General features: G+C 42.5%; 12 protein-coding genes and 1 pseudogene. 3 read left to right on the top strand and 10 right to left on the bottom strand.

Annotated elements, in window-relative coordinates; genetic code table 11:
- Positions 1 to 140: 140 nt before the first annotated feature.
- Together CC97_RS01395 and CC97_RS01400 are read right to left on the bottom strand one after the other, a co-directional pair.
- Positions 141 to 1304: a DUF6348 family protein gene (locus CC97_RS01395; RefSeq protein ID WP_044973399.1), complete on the bottom strand. Its 1164-nt coding sequence runs from the start codon at positions 1302 to 1304 to the stop codon at positions 141 to 143.
- A 19-nt stretch (positions 1305 to 1323) separates the two neighbouring features.
- Entirely contained in the window at positions 1324 to 1797 is a 474-nt protein-coding gene (locus tag CC97_RS01400) for a GNAT family N-acetyltransferase (RefSeq protein WP_044973401.1), read from the bottom strand.
- A 180-nt stretch (positions 1798 to 1977) separates the two neighbouring features.
- On the opposite strand from CC97_RS01400, the gene CC97_RS01405 reads away from it, so the two are divergent.
- Entirely contained in the window at positions 1978 to 4137 is a 2160-nt protein-coding gene (locus CC97_RS01405; RefSeq protein ID WP_049962604.1) for an ATP-dependent helicase, read from the top strand.
- A gap of 108 nt (positions 4138 to 4245) precedes the next feature.
- Here CC97_RS01405 and CC97_RS01410 read toward each other — a convergent pair whose 3' ends face one another.
- The 8 genes and pseudogenes from CC97_RS01410 to pyrH form a co-directional block, all read right to left on the bottom strand.
- Positions 4246 to 8592: a PolC-type DNA polymerase III gene (locus CC97_RS01410; protein ID WP_044973402.1), complete on the bottom strand. Its 4347-nt coding sequence runs from the start codon at positions 8590 to 8592 to the stop codon at positions 4246 to 4248.
- A gap of 15 nt (positions 8593 to 8607) precedes the next feature.
- Positions 8608 to 9645, bottom strand: a complete 1038-nt coding sequence (gene ispG, locus CC97_RS01415; protein WP_044973404.1) for a flavodoxin-dependent (E)-4-hydroxy-3-methylbut-2-enyl-diphosphate synthase — start codon at positions 9643 to 9645, stop codon at positions 8608 to 8610.
- Between the two features lie 58 nt (positions 9646 to 9703).
- Positions 9704 to 10825 (bottom strand): site-2 protease family protein, encoded by a 1122-nt coding sequence (locus CC97_RS01420; RefSeq protein WP_044973405.1) that lies wholly within the window; start codon positions 10823 to 10825, stop codon positions 9704 to 9706.
- A gap of 17 nt (positions 10826 to 10842) precedes the next feature.
- Entirely contained in the window at positions 10843 to 11985 is a 1143-nt protein-coding gene (locus CC97_RS01425) for a 1-deoxy-D-xylulose-5-phosphate reductoisomerase (protein ID WP_197021800.1), read from the bottom strand.
- 108 nt (positions 11986 to 12093) lie between these two features.
- Positions 12094 to 12915, bottom strand: coding sequence for a phosphatidate cytidylyltransferase (locus tag CC97_RS01430; protein ID WP_044973407.1), 822 nt, complete (start codon positions 12913 to 12915; stop codon positions 12094 to 12096).
- Positions 12916 to 12918: 3 nt separating this feature from the next.
- A complete protein-coding gene (gene uppS, locus CC97_RS01435; protein WP_044973408.1) occupies positions 12919 to 13650 on the bottom strand; it encodes a polyprenyl diphosphate synthase in 732 nt (243 codons plus the stop codon).
- A 17-nt stretch (positions 13651 to 13667) separates the two neighbouring features.
- A complete protein-coding gene (gene frr / locus CC97_RS01440; RefSeq protein WP_044973411.1) occupies positions 13668 to 14222 on the bottom strand; it encodes a ribosome recycling factor in 555 nt (184 codons plus the stop codon).
- A 125-nt stretch (positions 14223 to 14347) separates the two neighbouring features.
- A pseudogene (pyrH, locus tag CC97_RS01445) lies at positions 14348 to 15056 on the bottom strand (UMP kinase).
- A 280-nt stretch (positions 15057 to 15336) separates the two neighbouring features.
- Here pyrH and CC97_RS19415 point away from each other — a divergent pair.
- Positions 15337 to 16227: a peptidylprolyl isomerase gene (locus CC97_RS19415; RefSeq protein ID WP_242848090.1), complete on the top strand. Its 891-nt coding sequence runs from the start codon at positions 15337 to 15339 to the stop codon at positions 16225 to 16227.
- Between the two features lie 403 nt (positions 16228 to 16630).
- Positions 16631 to 16870 (top strand): hypothetical protein, encoded by a 240-nt coding sequence (locus CC97_RS01455; RefSeq protein WP_044973412.1) that lies wholly within the window; start codon positions 16631 to 16633, stop codon positions 16868 to 16870.
- Positions 16871 to 16936 lie beyond the last annotated feature (66 nt).

Genomic DNA, 16936 nt, shown 5'->3' on the forward strand with positions numbered 1-16936 from the left:
AGAACCATTCTCAATTATAGCATCGCATTTTCGCTTTGTCAATACATTTGAGAATGGTTCTTATTTTTATTTTCATATTCAGTATAAAATTTTTCAGAAATACGCTGAATAATACAGCAGACCGGACTTGAGGCACATAATTATCTCAGTTCAAAATCAATGTCAACGTGATAAATGATCTGCGAAACTGCAAGACCTTCTACTGTGGCATCCTTTTCCCTTGCCTGATCAACAACATTTTTAAGAGAGCTCATTGATACGAACTGGCTGAAAACCTCATCTTTCTTCTTTGTGTCACCGAGAATATCTGAATTGAACACTCTGAAAACTGCATTCTGCAGAGGCAGATAGTCCGAAAGCTGTGAACGGAAAGCTTCAGCAGCCTGGTCATCCGGTCTTAAAAGGAGCATATCGTCACCAATGTGAAGAAAATCAGCAAAAACACGTTCCGCGCATATTTCCGGTATGAAGCAGTGGCATTCTTCAGCGAGGGTTCGGTCTCCGGTGATCTTTGCTGTATCGTCAACAATGCTCATGTACTCTTCTTCAGAGTTTATCTTACTGTAAAGCTTCATGTACTCCGCTACTGCGTTAAACAGCTTTTCCCTGCCTTCTTTACCTGCATAACGGTACTTTCTCATGGTGTCGTCATCCTGAATTATGAAGAAAAACTGCTTTTCAGATACAAAACCGTCAACATTCCATTTTTCCGTTACCGTTTCGAGTTTTTTGCTGAGTACAGGTACCGGTACATCATTGATACGGCATTCGCAGATAACATTTGAACCGTTTCTGCTTGTATAGACCTTTACGTATGTGATCTTCTGGTCACCAAGCCTGCGCACGATATCTTTGCCTATGAGATCCCAGTACTCTGATACTTCATTCGGTTTTCCTTTTCCGGCACCTGTAATATTGCTTGCATAAACAGTCCACTTATGCTCATTGCCTGCAAAGTATGAGGTAACATTTCCTGCCGGACGGTTATCTGCAACATTCTTAAGTCCGTTCATAAAAGAATATGCAAACATACCGAGTGCCATACCGAGAGCTGATTCAGTGTCTTTTCCCGCTCCCACGCTGCACTCGATCATTTCCGTTTCCCATTCATCACTCCAGACCGAGAAAACAATGTTCACAAAATTGTCCCTTGCTTCATGTACATTTGGGGTTATGCTTATTTTAAGTTCAGGAATGTAAACTGAGTTTCCCTTTCTTTCAGACTTAAGTTCGATCAGTTCGGAAAGACCTCCGTCAAGTATTCTGTTCTTTACTTCTTCTGCTGTTAAAACTGCTGATGCCATTATTAAAATTCTCCTTCCATTAAAGTATAGTTTCCATTACGACCTTCTGAGCCTTCATTCCCATTGTCTCATAGAATTTCATTGCTCCGGGATTACAGCTCCATACATTCAGTGTTACATTGTAAAATTTATGTTCCCTTGCATATTCAAGTACATGATCGTAAAGAGATCTGCCGACACCTTCGCCTCTGCTTGTTTCGTCAACACAGATATCATCAATATACAGCGTGGAAATGCTGGTCATAACGCTGTCTTCCTTCTGATATTTGTGAATACAGAAGGCATGCCCGATAACCCTGCCATCTTCATCTTCGCAGACAAATACAGGAGTTTTTTCGTCCCCTATTATTGCCTTAAGTTCCTCAGCATTATACTTGGTAGCCGGACCTTTAAACAGGTCAGGACGGCCGTTATGATGAACCATATCCACCTGAACAAGAAGTTCGAGTATTCTGTCAATATCATTTTCCGCAGCTCTTCTGACTTTATTCATTTTTCATTTCTCCTTATTTCGATTATATAAAATTATATCACAAATATCACCATCTATCAATATTCCAAAAATCTTTTATTACTTTAAATGTTAAATAACGACATAGATTCGCTTGATTTTCACGGTAAAAAACAGTATAATGGTAAAGATAATATTTTGTTTAACAAGAACGGATGCAAAATGGAATTTACTGAATTCAGAAAGAAATACAACATAACACTCAATCCCCAGCAGGAAAGTGCCGTTACCCGCGCAGACGGCCAGACCCTGCTTCTTGCTGTACCCGGAAGCGGAAAAACCACTGTTATTGTTGCAAGGCTCGGATACATGCTCTACTGCAAGGGCGTAAAGCCGGAAAACATACTTACAATGACATACAATGTTTCCGCTGCAGCAGATATGAAAAAACGATTCTTTGACAAATTCGGCTGTGAATTTGAAGGCAGAATTGAATTTCGTACCATCAACGGTTTCTGCGCCAAAGTTATAATGATGTATGAACGTACAAGAAATACATCCGCCTTCTCCCTGCTTGACGAAGGAAAAGTGACAAAAATAATAAAGGCACTGTACGTAAATATGACACGTGAATTTCCGTCTGAAAGTACTGTAAAGGAACTGAAGACCAAACTTATCTACTGTCGTAACATGATGCTGAAACCTGATGAGATCAGAAAGATAAAGGTTGGCGAGATCGATTTCTATTCATTTTTTACCGCTTACAGAAACTACAAAAGTGAAAACAGAGTCATGGACTTTGATGATCAGCTTGAATTTGCACTGAAGATCCTTTTAAAAAACCAGGACATTCTCACCTACTGCCAGAACAGATTCAGATATATAAGCATAGACGAGGCTCAGGACACCTCAAAGATACAGCACATGATAATACGTCTGCTTGCAAGCCGCTATAAAAACATTTTCATGGTAGGCGACGAAGACCAGAGCATATACGGTTTCCGTGCCGCATATCCGCAGGCTCTCCTTGAATTCAATACCGTATATCCTGAAGGAAAAGTGCTTCTTATGGAGCAGAATTACCGTTCTTCAGCTGATATTGTAAACAAGGCGAACAGCTTTATAAAGCAGAACCGCTGCCGTCACGACAAGAACATGTTTACCGAAAATCCGGCCGGTCTTCCGGTGAGAAGGATCGTCCTCAAAGACTGTAAGTATCAGTACAGCTATATCCAGAAAATGACCGAGGATTCTGACGACGAGCTTGCTGTTCTTTACAGGAACAATGAATCAGCGCTCCCGATAATAGATATTTTCGAGAAAAACGGAATCGGGTACCGTCTCAAGGAAAATGATGGCGTTTTCTTTTCAGTAAACTGCATTTACGACATTCTGAGCATTCTTCAGTTTGCATTTGCTCCCTGGGACGCCGCTCTCTTTCTTGAATTCTACTACAAGATCGGGCTCAAGATAAAAAAGGATATAGTCACTCGTTCGCTGGTAAAACATAAAAACAGCAATATCTCCTTTTTCCGTACCCTTGAAAAGGATGACGGCCTTGAAAAATGGCATTACAAGCTTCTGAAGGAAACTGAACATAACTTTAATCATTTAAGAAAACTTAACAGTTTCAGTGCAATAACTTTTATTCTTAGTAAAATGGAATACGGAAAGTTTATGAAAAGCCGCGGTCTCGATGAAACAAAGGTAAAAACACTTCTGGCACTGGCAAATCAGAATCCGGATCTCAGCCTTTTTCTTGCCCGCATGACTGAACTTAAGAATATTGTAACAAACGGCTCATCTGATCCGGACAGCAAAATCATTCTTTCAACTATCCACTCAAGCAAGGGACTTGAATATGACAATGTTCTGCTTATCGATGTCCGCGACGGTATTATGCCGTCTTCATCAGTCTGCGGCGAAGATGAAGAGGACATGACCGAATCACAGCGAAATGATCTTGAAGAAGAACGAAGACTGTTTTACGTTGGTGTCACAAGGGCAAAACACTCACTTGCGATATTTGACTACGAAGCCGCATACGGCGTAAAAAATGAAACCGCAGCTTTCACCCGTCAGCTCTTCGGCATTGAAACAGATAAAAAGAAAAAATCCCAGAAGTCCGAAAAAACAAGCACACTGAAAATCAAAGCACCCTCTGCTGCCGATAAAGCAAAAGTCAGAAAAAAGGAAGAAGATGCACTGAAAGTTTTAAAGAAATACAAACCGGGAACAAGAATAAACCACCGTGTTTACGGCACCGGAGTAATAGAGGAAATCAAAGCCCCTATATGCCGCGTCCTTATCGACGGCGGCGACATACATTCGTTTGATATTGTCTATTGCATTTCAAATGATATTGTTTCAATAGCAAAATAATGCGATGTTCATAAGCTGCATAACAAAACACACCTTTCGTGAACCGTTCGTTCACTGAAAGGTGTGTTTTTATTATATTTCGAGTCTGAAAGTCATCCGAAAGAATCATCAGAACAGCGTCATCTGGCTGGACTTCGGAAGGTCGCCGAATGTGCCCATCTTTTCGAAAAGTTCAATAACCGACTTGGAAGCACCGCTGTTTGCCTGGAATTCCTCAATGGAAATGAAGTTTCTTTCCTGTGCAGCCTTGTAAAGGTTGTTTGCAGCTGAACCGCCGATGCCCGGGATCGAGCTAAACGGAATTCTTATCTTTCCGTCTTCGATAAGGAACTTGTAGGCATGTGACTTGTAAAGGTCAAGCGGAAGGAATGAAAAACCGCGGACAAGCATCTCATTAATGATGTAAAGAGTATCAAGTGTGGCACTTTCCTTTGCTGAACGCTCATTTCCCATCTCACGTAGTGCAATGATCTTGTCATGTACCGCTTCCCTGCCGAGTACAGCAGTGGTCGCGTCAAAGTCCGTGCCTCGTACTGTGAAGTAGGTAGCATAGAATTCAAGCGGCATGTGAAGCTTGAACCAGGCAAGCTTGATAGCAGCAATAACGTAGGCCGCCGCATGAGCTTTCGGGAACATGTACTTGATCTTGAGACAGCTTTCGATGTACCATTCAGGAACATCGTGATCGCGGAGCATCTGTATTCTCTCCGGAGTAAAAGTCTTAGGAGCCTTACCCTTTCGTGTATCCTCCATGATCTGGAATGCCTGTTTCGGTTCAACTCCCTTGTAAAGCAGATAAGTCATGATACTGTCTCGTGTACCGATAACGTCAGAAATCGTACATGTGCCGGAATCGATAAGATCCTTGGCATTTCCGAGCCATACGTCCGTACCGTGCGAAAGTCCTGATACCTGAAGAAAGTCACTGAACTTTGTCGGTCTTGAGTCCATGAGCATCTGGATGGTAAATCCGGTACCCATTTCAGGAATACCAAGACTTCCTGTAGGACAGAAAATATCCTCACCGTCAACCCCGAGAACGGAAGCGTCGGTGATCATTCTTATAACGTCAGGATCAGATGTAGGAACATCCTTGATAAGCATTCCCGTCATATCTTCAAGATGCTTGTAAAGAGTCGGAACGACATGTCCGAGTTCGTCAAGCTTAAGAATAGTATCGTGCAGTGAATGGAAGTCGAAGTGGGTGGTAATAACATCACTGTCGGCAGAATCAGCCGGATGCTGAACCGGTGTGAAATCATATACCTCATAATCGTTAGGAACAACGACCATTCCTCCCGGATGCTGACCGGTAGTCTTTTTAACGCCGGTACAGCCCTTGGCAAGTCTGAGTATTTCTGCTGTATTAACTTCGAGTCCCATGTCCTGGCAGTAACCCTTGGCATAACCAAAGGCAGTTTTTTCAGCTACGGTCGAGATAGTACCGGCCTTGAACACGTTGTCACGTCCGAAAAGCTGTTCAGTATAACGGTGGGCTGAGGACTGATATTCGCCCGAGAAGTTAAGGTCGATATCCGGTGCCTTGTCGCCGTCGAATCCAAGGAAGGTTTCGAACGGAATGTCGTGTCCTTCCCTGAGCATGTCGGTACCACACTTCGGACAGAATTTCTGCGGAAGGTCAAAGCCTGATCCGTATGTACCTGAAGTATCAAATTCACTGTACTTGCACTTCGGACAGATGTAATGCGGACAAAGCGGATTTACTTCTGAAATACCCGCCATGGAAGCAACGAATGATGAGCCAACTGATCCTCGTGAACCAACCTGATATCCGTGCTCGACCGAGTTCCATACAAGCTTCTGGGCAATGATGTAAAGTACGGCAAATCCGTGCTTGATGATAGATGAAAGCTCACGGTCAAGTCGTTTTTCTACTATTTCAGGAAGCGGATCACCGTAAATTTCATGAGCCTTGTCATGAGTTATACGTACAAGATCCTCTTCGGCTCCGTCAATGGTAGGCGTATAGGTTCCCTTCGGGATCGGTCGGACTTCCTCAATCATGTCGGCAATAAGGTTTGTGTTTTTTACAACTACCTCATAGGCTTTTTCCTCACCGAGATAAGTAAATTCGCCGAGCATCTCGTCAGTGGTGCGCAGGAAAAGCGGAGGCTGGTCATTGTCCTTGAAGCCGTTTCCGGTCTGAAGTACCTTACGGAAAATATCATCTTCCTTATCCATGAAATGAACGTCGCATGTTGCAACTACCGGAAGACCAAGTTCCTCACCGAGAGCGACTATCTTCTTATTGTAATCGATAAGTTCTTCTTCACTCTTGGCTGTACCGCTTCTCAGCATAAAAGCATTATTTGCATGCGGCTGTATCTCGAGATAATCGTAGAACTTTGCAAGTTCCACTACCTTTTCGTGCGGCTGGTTCTCCACAAGAGCCTGGAAGAGTTCACCTGCCTCGCAGGCGCTTCCGAAAATAAGACCTTCCCTGTGTTTTTCGAGAACAGACTTCGGCATAAGAGGCTTCTTGTAGAAATAGTCAAGATGGCCGTAAGATACCATTTTATAAAGATTCTTAAGTCCGAGCTGATTTTTTACGAGAATGATCTGGTGATATGACTTGAGTTTCTTTACGTCGATTTTTTCAATGTTTGAATTAAGATCAGAAAGAACCTTTATGTTATTTTCATTCTTTATGTTTTCAATTATTTTTATATAGATCTTTGCAAGAATTCTTGCATCGTCGGCTGCCCTGTGGTGTTCGAACTTGCCTAGCTTAAGATGCTTGGCTACCGTATCGAGCTTGTGCTTTGCAAGATCCTTGAGTACTGCTCTGCAGAGATAAAGCGTATCGATAAACTTGTATTCAAAGCTGATGCCGTTACGCTTTGCACATTCATTGATAAATGATGTATCGAACTGAGCGTTGTGGGCAACGAGTACCGGTCTGTCACCGCAGTATTCCATGAACTGACGAAGTGCTTCGGCTTCATCAGGAGCATTTTCCACCATGGCACCTGTAATACCGGTTAGTTCAGTTATATTCGGCGGTATAGGTCTGCCCGGATTTACAAATATATCGAATTCGTCGATTATCTGGAGATCCTTCACCCTGACTGCGCCTATTTCAATGAGACGGTCGCTTCTGGAACTCAGTCCGGTAGTCTCTACGTCAAATATGATTATCTCATCGTTGATACTGCGGTCATCGTCTTTATTGAGTATTCTCGGAATGTCGATATCATTTACAACATAGGCCTCACAGCCGTAGATTATCTTGAAATCATCCTTGAAACCGGCTACGGTATTCATTGCTTCAGGGAAAGCCTGTACGTTACCGTGATCAGTTATGGCAACAGCAGGATGTCCCCAGTCATGAGCACGCTTTACAAGCAGTTCAGCCGGTGTGACAGCATCCATTGAAGACATGGATGTATGCATGTGAAGTTCAACACGCTTGACTTCAGCCTTATCCTTTCTCATTACGCGCTTTGCAGTAATGATCGAATCAGCCATAATTGTGATATCCTTGGCAAAGTTGTCAAAATCGATGCGTCCGTTGACAACAAGACTTGTTCCCTTCTTAACCGTGTCAAGTCCCGATGAGGATATTTTGTCATTCTTTTCAAACACCTTGACAAGGAGTGAACCTGTATAGTCGGTTACCGTAAAAGTGAATACTGTTCTGTCGCCTTTGATTTCCTTGCTTTCAAGCTCGAAAACGTCGCCCCAGACAGTGACTTTGGTGCCAAGTGTCTTTATGGCTTCACGTATCGGCATAGCCGGATCTCTTATTTCACGGCCTCTTATGAGTTTTCCGAGACCGTCTTCAAAATCAGCACCAAGTCCGAGTCCGCCGAGCTGTACTTCACGGAACGATGCCGGTTTAGCAGCGTCCTTGGATCCTCCTACGGAAGGAGCTGGCGAAGGACTTGCTGCAAACTGTCCGGAATGATCAGGCAGTGAAGCAAGTGTTTCCCCGATCAGCTGATCATGATGTTCCTTTGTTACTTCAAGTTCACCGGTGAGCTTTACCTTATAGTCAAGATCAAACTCTTCCTTTATAAGAGCGGACATCTCACGGGTGAAATGTGATTTTTCGAGAAGTTCCGCACCGCCGTGCTTAAGATCAATAGTGATCGTATCTCCGTCCATGGAAACATCACAGTTGTCGAGAAATCCGTTAACTGCCGATATTTTTCTTTTGAGTTTCCATTTAAGTGTCTCAAAATATTCAAGTGTGAAAAGCTCGGAAGGATAACGGCATACTATGCTCACATTATCCGCCGAAAGGCATTTGCACATATTTCTTTCGAACTTCATTGTACTTTCAGCGTCAATGAGTTCCTCAAATTTCAGATAAAAGCAGAATGTACGATAATCTGAGGTATATGTGATCCTGAAAAGGCTTCCCTTTGAGATGTTTTCAGGTATTTCAACATTAAAATCTTTCAGAAATTCAAGTACATTAAATTCGTTCATCCGGCTTCTCCGTTCTTATAGTTTTTCAATTTCTTTTAAAAGTTCCTCAACGATGCTGTCCTCAGGGATCTTCCTCAGGATCTCACCTTTTCTGAACATAACTGCGCATCCGTCTCCACCAGCAATTCCGATATCGGCTTCCTTTGCTTCACCCGGGCCGTTGACAACGCATCCCATTACAGCAACCTTTATGTTCTTTTTAACACCGGCAAGAGCTTCCTCAACTTCACCGGCAACCTTGATAAGATCGATCCTTGTTCTTCCGCATGTCGGACAGGACACGAACTCAACTCCGTCAGTAAGACCAAGTCCTTTCAGAATATCGCGCGCAGCGTAAACTTCCCTTACAGGATCACCGGTAAGGGATACTCTGATCGTTTCTCCTATTCCGTCAGCCAGCAGTGAACCGATTCCGATAGAGGACTTGATTATTCCCATACGTTCAGTACCCGCCTCGGTAACTCCTAAATGAAGAGGATAATCCGCTGTTTCGCTCATTTTTCTGTATGCTGCGATCATATTTTTTACATTTGAGGACTTGATGGATATAACAATGTCATCAAAATCATATCGGTTAAGCAGCTTTACATGATTCATTGCACTTTCCACGAGTGCATCAGGTGTAGGTCCGCCGTATTTTGCAAGTACTTCTTTTTCAACCGAACCGGAGTTCACGCCGATTCTTATCGGTATTCCCCTGTTTGCACATGCATCCGCAACAGCTTTTACCCTGTCCATTCCGCCGATGTTGCCGGGATTGATCCTTATCTTGTCTATCCCTGCTTCCGCCGCCATCAGTGCAAGACGGTAATCAAAATGGATGTCTGCAACAAGCGGAATATTTACAGCTTCCTTAATTGCAGGAATAAGTGCTACTGCATTTTTGTCAGGGATAGCAGCACGTATGATCTCGCATCCTGCCTTCTCAAGTTCAACTGCCTGTTTTACGCTTCCTTCTATATCATCAGAACTGACATTGAGCATGGACTGTATGTATATGTGGCCGTCGCCGAATGTCAGGTCACCAAGCTTTACCTTTTTTACATTTCTCATGTGAAATACCTCCGGAATTTTAAATACTGACTCATTGATCTGCCAGGTAAATTTCCTGTCACTTTGCAAATATCTTTGAGATGTCTCCTACTGTTATGATTACCATGAGAACCATCAGGCAGGCAATGCCTACAAAGTGGACCATGCCTTCCTTTTCAGGCGGTACAGGTTTTCTTCTGATACCTTCAATAATAAGAAATACCATTCTGCCGCCGTCAAGTGCAGGAAGAGGGAGAAGATTGAATATACCCAGATTTACCGATATCATCATAATAAGTGACATAAGGCTTTCAAGTCCGTATGCTCTTACTGTTCCTATGGCAGAAACTATACCAACCGGACCTGAAAGATCGTTTAATCCGTACTGACCTCTTACAAGATCAATAAACGATATCCAGATAAGTCTTGCGGTACTGAGGGTATCTCTGAATCCGTAACTTATAACACTGAAGAAGTTTCTGTTTTCGACTCTGCAGACTCTGAAATCAACGTTCGTCTCAGCTTCCTTCAGTTCCTCATCACCGTCATACTCTTCCCTTGTATCAAATGTCACATAGTGTTCATATGGTATTTCTTCGGTCGGAGCTTCAATATAGTAAAAATATTTTCTGTAGAATTTTACATTATCAAGGGCTACTTTTTTTCCGTCACGCTTTACAACAAGGTCAAAAACTCCGTCCCTGCTGTTTGCAAATTTATAGTTTATATCACTGGTCGTAAAGATGTGCATGCCATCCATACTCAGAATTTCGTCCCCGACCATAAGACCGGTCTGCGAGCTTTCAGCACCCGGATAGAACTCACGTACAGTATTGGTTTTGATTACATCTGAAATGAACCCTGCTGTAAATGCAGCAATGAGAAATCCGAGAATCAGATTCATCACAGGACCTGCAACAACAACTGCCATTCTGTGTCTGACCGGCTTCTTTCTGAAAGCACGGCAGTCATCACTGTCGTCATCCTCGCCTTCCATTGCACAGAATCCGCCTACAGGAAACAGTCTGAGAGAATATTCAGTCTCACCTTTAACGAACCGGAAAATACTCGGTCCCATTCCTATGGCAAATTTGTTTACCTTAATGCCGCACAACTTTGCAACGGCGAAATGTCCGAATTCATGAAAAGCTACTAAGAAGCTGAACATGAGCAGGGCAATAAGTATGTTGATAATATTCATTTCATTCCTCTATTTCTTTATTCCACAGAATTTCTTACGTATTCTCTTGCGGCTGTATCAGCTGCGATCACGTCTTCATAGTTATTTATTTCTTTAAATCTGAAATGCTCATAAGCACTTCTTACAAGTTCTCCTATCTGAAGGAAACGGATCTTTCCGTTAAGGAAAAGACTCACAGCAACTTCGTTTGCAGCATTTACTATACACGGATAAGTTCCGCCCTTTGTTATTGCTTCAATACAGAGAGCAAGGCAGTCAAATGTTTCAAGGTCCGGCTTTTCAAATGTAAGTGTACCGTAGTCAGTAAGCGAAAGCGGCTTTGTCGGGCATTCTTTTCTCTCAGGATAAAGAAGTGCGTACTGTATCGGTATTCTCATATCAGGAACTCCCATCTGACCGATAACTGAAAAGTCTTCGAACTGTACAGCTGAGTGAAGCACGCTTTGTCTGTGAACAACTACCTCAATCTGATCCGGTTCAAGGTCGAACAGCCATTTTGCTTCAATGAATTCAAAGCCCTTGTTCATAAGTGTACTTGAATCGATGGTAATTTTATTACCCATGCTCCAGTTAGGATGATTGAGCGCTTCAGCTACTGTGACGTTCTCAAGGTCAGCCTTTTTCTTTCCGAAGAAAGGACCGCCTGAAGCTGTAAGGATGATCTTGCTTATACGGTTCATGCTGTTGCCCTGAAGGCACTGAAAAATAGCCGAATGTTCGGAATCAACAGGATAGATCTTTACTCCCTTTTCAGCAGCTGCATCCATAACTATTCTTCCGCCGGCAACAAGAGTTTCCTTGTTTGCCAGAGCGATGTCCTTGCCGTTTTCTATAGCTGTGAGTGTCGGCAGAAGTCCTACCATTCCGACAACGGAATTGAGTAAAATGTCATTTCCTTTGTCAGCGGCGATCTCACAGAGACCGTCCATGCCGCAGAGGACTTTTATGTTCGTGTCGGCAAGTTCCGATTTCAGAGCGCTGTAGTATTTGTCATCAAAGATACATACCATCTCAGGTGAAAACTCTCTTGCCTGTTCAGCGAGTTTTGCATAGTTGCTGTTCGCAGCAAGAGCCTGAATATCAAGTCCGTGCTTACGGGCCACATCCATGGACTGAAGTCCGATGGAACCGGTAGAACCTAACACAGATACCCTTTTCATTATCAATTCCTCCAAAATCTAAATAGAAAATTCAAAGGCTAACAATTTTTGTTGTTAGCCCTCGTAATATGTCATAATAATGCCCGGATAAAGTCTGTACAGAAAGTATCAGACATACATATCCATAACTGATAAATACGCATACATAAACGGAGCAACAAAGAGGACGCTGTCAAAACGATCCATAAATCCGCCGTGTCCCGGCATTATTTTTCCGTAATCCTTGATACCGCACTGACGCTTGATAAGTGAAGCTGTAAGATCACCAAGAGTACCAAGCCCGGCACATATCATGCCGAGGAAAAATGAAACAAAATAGTTCACTCCGCATTCCTTTGCAAAAAAGGAAACGTATACCAAATTAAAAATTACAAAGAACAAACCGTCAAAAATGACACCACCGATAAATCCTTCAACGGTCTTTTTAGGGCTTATCTCGGGACAGAGTTTGTGCTTTCCGAGAAATGTACCGGTAAAATAAGCTGCAGAATCAGCTGTCCATGCCCCGCACAGAGTAAGAAGCAAGAGAACCTTACCGTGTTTTTCCGTCAAAACATTGAGCTTGCACAGACTTGCCATGGAAAGGCTCAGAAGAAGAGGTACCATGACTGCAAATGAAAGCTTTTCGAAGCTCATTTTTTTGTAGTAAAGCAGGTAGGAAGCAAACAGAGCCATTATCACTGCAGTTGTGACCAGCAGTATTATATGTTCACTTCCGTACAGAACCAGAAAAGGATAAACTCCTGAAAAAGCAAGAGCAATGGCTGTCATAAATTTGTTTTCATGACAGCCGGCCGCCCTGTAGAGCTCATACACACCAAGCATGGAAAGAAGAGCAACAGCAGCAGGCAGCGCGGCTGTATCAGCAAAAATTATAACCGTTATTCCGATGGCAGCAGCAACAACTGCTGAAATTATTCTTGTAAGCAATGATCAGACACCTCCGAAGCGTCTCTGCCTGCCGGCATATGCCCATAGCGCTTTATCCAGTTCCTCAGGCAGGAAATCCGGCCAGAGAACATCTGAGAAATAAAGTTCAGCGTAGGCGCACTGCCAGATAAGGAAGTTGGATGTACGTAATTCACCGCTTGGTCTGATCAGAAGATCGACGTCAGGAATACCTTTTGTATACAGATTGTCCGCAACCGTCTGTTCAGTAATATCATCAATACTGAGTTCGCCTTTCTGTACGCTGGCAGCGATCTTCTTTGCAGCATTTCTGATCTCATCACGTCCGCCGTAATTAAGCGCAACGATCATAGTCATCTTGTCAAAGTCTTTTGTATCATTCTCTACCTTGTTCATAAGTTCGACCAGTTCAGGTGCGAATGCACTGCGGTCACCTATGAAAACCATGCGTACTTCTTCCTTGTAATAGTTCTGTACCTTTGCAAGATACTGCTTGAAAAGAACCATTAACGCGGAGATCTCTTCGCTTGATCTTTTCCAGTTTTCAGTGGAAAAAGCATAGAATGAAATATATTTGATACCGATGTCACGACAGTAGCGGACTATCTTTTCATAAGTCTTTCCGCCTTCGGCGTGTCCGAATGAACGCGGCATATGACGCTGTTTTGCCCATCTGCCGTTTCCGTCCATAATAAAACCTATATGTTCAGGCAGGATCTCCGGAAGATCCCTTTTGTTATTATCTTTTGTAGCCATATTTCTCCTGTTACTGATCAGATAGTTGTAACTTCCTTTTCCTTTTCTGCAACCAGACTGTCAATCTCAGCACAGAATTTGTCAACGACTTTCTGAAGATCAGTTTCGCACTGCTTGAGATCATCTTCAGTGATTTCTGAATTCTTCTTCATTGTCTTGAATTTATCCATTGTATCACGTCTTACTGAACGAACTGATACCTTGGCTTCTTCACCATACTTCTTAACTGTCTTGCAGAGTTCCTTACGCTTTTCTTCAGTTGGCTGAGGAACAGTAAGACGGATAGCCTTTCCGTCATTGATAGGTGTGATACCGATATCTGAAGCAAGAATAGCCTTTTCTATTGATTTAAATGCAGATGCATCGTATGGTGTGATAACGAGTGTACGGCCTTCTGATACCTTGATCTGAGCAAGCTGGCTTACAGGAGTCATTGTTCCGTAGTATTCAGCTGAAACTCTGTTGAGCAGATCAGGATTCGCGCGTCCTGCTCTTATAGTTACAAATTCTCTTGAAAGAGAATCAATTGTCTTCTGCATTTTTTCCTTAGCTGCATTTATTGTATCTTTCATATTTTTCTCCTCTTTTCTATTGATTTAAGGAAACACTGATTAAACCGGAAATCCGGCTTCGCACCGGAGTCCCACGCTGATTTATGAATAAACCAGCATTTCCTTAAGAATAAACAAATGTTTCCTTACGCTTCAACTACTGTACCGACATTCTTTCCGAGAACAGCATCAACGATGTTGTCCGGTCTGCCGAGATCAAATACGAGTACAGGCATCGTGTTGTCCCTGCACATTGAAGCTGCTGTTGCATCCATTACACCAAGGTTCTTTTCAAGTACTTCAGTAAATGAAAGTGTGTCATATTTTACAGCGTCATCAAACTTATGAGGATCCTTGTCGTAAACGCCGTCAACCATTGTTGCCTTGAATACGATATCACACTTTGTTTCCAATGCTCTGAGAACCGCAGCTGTATCAGTTGAGAAGAACGGATTACCGGTTCCGCAGCCGAATATAACTACTTTTCCCTTTTCAAGATGTCTGATTGCCTTGTTTATAATAAGTGGTTCTGCGACTTCAGCCATATTGATAGCTGTCTGAACTCTGACATCAACACCCAGGCTTCTGAGTGTATCTCCTACTGTAAGTGCATTCATTGCTGTTGCCAGCATACCGATGTGGTCGGCAGTCAGTCTGTCCATATCTCCGCATGAACGTCCTCTCCAGAAGTTTCCGCCGCCAACTACGATGCCGATCTGAACTCCTGTATCAGCAGCTTTTTTTTATGCTTCTGCAGATATTTGCAATAACATCAAAATCGAGACCTGTCGACTTACTGCCTGCAAGTGCCTCGCCGCTGAGTTTTATAAGTATACGATCATATTTTCTGTCCATTATGAGCACCTCGCAAAAATTTCATACTCTATTTATTTTACACTATTATTCTCAATATGTAAATAGTTAATAATATTTTTTTATATTCAGCTATAGAGTTTTCATCTGTTTTTTATTCATTTATCATTGACTTGTAATGGCAGTTGAAGTATAATAATAATCGTGTGAAAAGCGCACTATAAGTATGCATTGCTTAAGAAACAGATTTTTCTCTCTGATTTTCAGCTCATTCTTATAAACTTATAACTGACAGACCCTATTTTACAAGGAGAAGATTTTAATGAACAAAAAAATTACAGCTTTTTTAGCTTCATTCGCAATGCTTTCTGCTGCCGTTACAGGATGCGGCCCTGCTGAAGGCACTACAACTACTACTGAAAAAGACCCGGTAACAACAGAAGTAACTGCATCAGCTGATGCTTCAGAAACTGAAGCCGTTCAGACTGAAGCAGAACCGGAAATTCCTGTATTCGAAACAGTTTCGCCGGTTCCGGCTGCTTCAACTGAGATCACTGACAGAAGAGATTTCATTGTTACACTTTATCCTGAATACGCACCGGTTACATGTGAAAACTTCGAAAAGCTTGTTAAGGAAGGTTTTTACAACGGTCTTTCTTTCCACAGAATAGTAGACGGTTTCATGGCTCAGGGCGGTGATCCAAGCGGCGACGGTACCGGAGGAAGCAAGGATACCATTAAAGGCGAATTTATAAGCAATGGTGTTAACAACACGCTCTCTCACACAAGAGGCGTTCTTTCAATGGCAAGGACTCCGGAACCGAACAGCGCATCCAGCCAGTTCTTCATCTGCTATACAGACTTCTGCTCACAGCTTGACGGAGATTATGCAGCTTTCGGTTCAGTAACGGAAGGCATGGAAGTTGTAGATGCATTCCTCGCTGTACCGCGCGATTATAATAACGGCGGCGAATTAGCAGCGCCTTTATCGCCTGTATTGATTAAGGAAGCAGTAATGATTGATCCTGATGAAAGCGGCCACCCGAGAGTTAAAATAACAATGAATGATTTTATCAAAGCAGAAAAAAAATCTGATGACGCCTCAGGTGAAGCAGCAGAAACTGAAGAGGCCGCAGCTGATGAAGCTGCACAGAACGATGTAACAGAAGCTGAAACAAACGCTGATACTCTCAGCGACGGATCAGAAGAATAATCCAGATCATTTTTCTTTTATATCTATTATATTTTTATATTTTCAGGACAGATCTGTATTTCAGGTCTGCTTTTCTTTATGAAAACGCGATTTATTCATAAATCAGCGTGGGGTTCCGGGGCGAAGCCCCGCAAATCCCACCTCCGGAAATCCGGCGAAGCCGGATTTCCGCTTTAATCATTGTTTCCTTAATTATTCAGAACTGATAAAACAATTTCATTTAGTATTGACAAAATTATATAAAATACTGTATAATTAATATAAATAATGATACGATTTCACAAAGTGATCATCGGGGCTTATCACGGTCACTTCGTGACGGCAGACGTAAATTTCATTTATTTCTGCTTTTGCTTTAACGGGGAAGGATTAATTATTATTATGATAAAGAGGATCTGAATTTATGAAACAAAGAAAAGAAAGATCCAAGGGGATTATAAAAAAGAAACGAATGTCTTTCGCGATACGTTTTTCTGTTATTTTACTGTCATTTATTACTATATTCTCAATAGTACATCTTTTAAATCGTCTGAGCACCATAACCGAACAGTACAGATTTCTTATGATCCAGGAAACAAAGCGTACAGACACTGTAAGTTCTATAGGAACTCTCCTTGCAGATCATCAGACTTATATTTTTTGAACACGTGATCTCTACCTCTGACGAAGAGAGAAAAGATCTCGAAATAAAGGCTCAGAGCGCAAAGAA

It is taken from the genome of Ruminococcus sp. HUN007 (assembly GCF_000712055.1).
Lineage (GTDB): Bacteria > Bacillota > Clostridia > Oscillospirales > Ruminococcaceae > HUN007.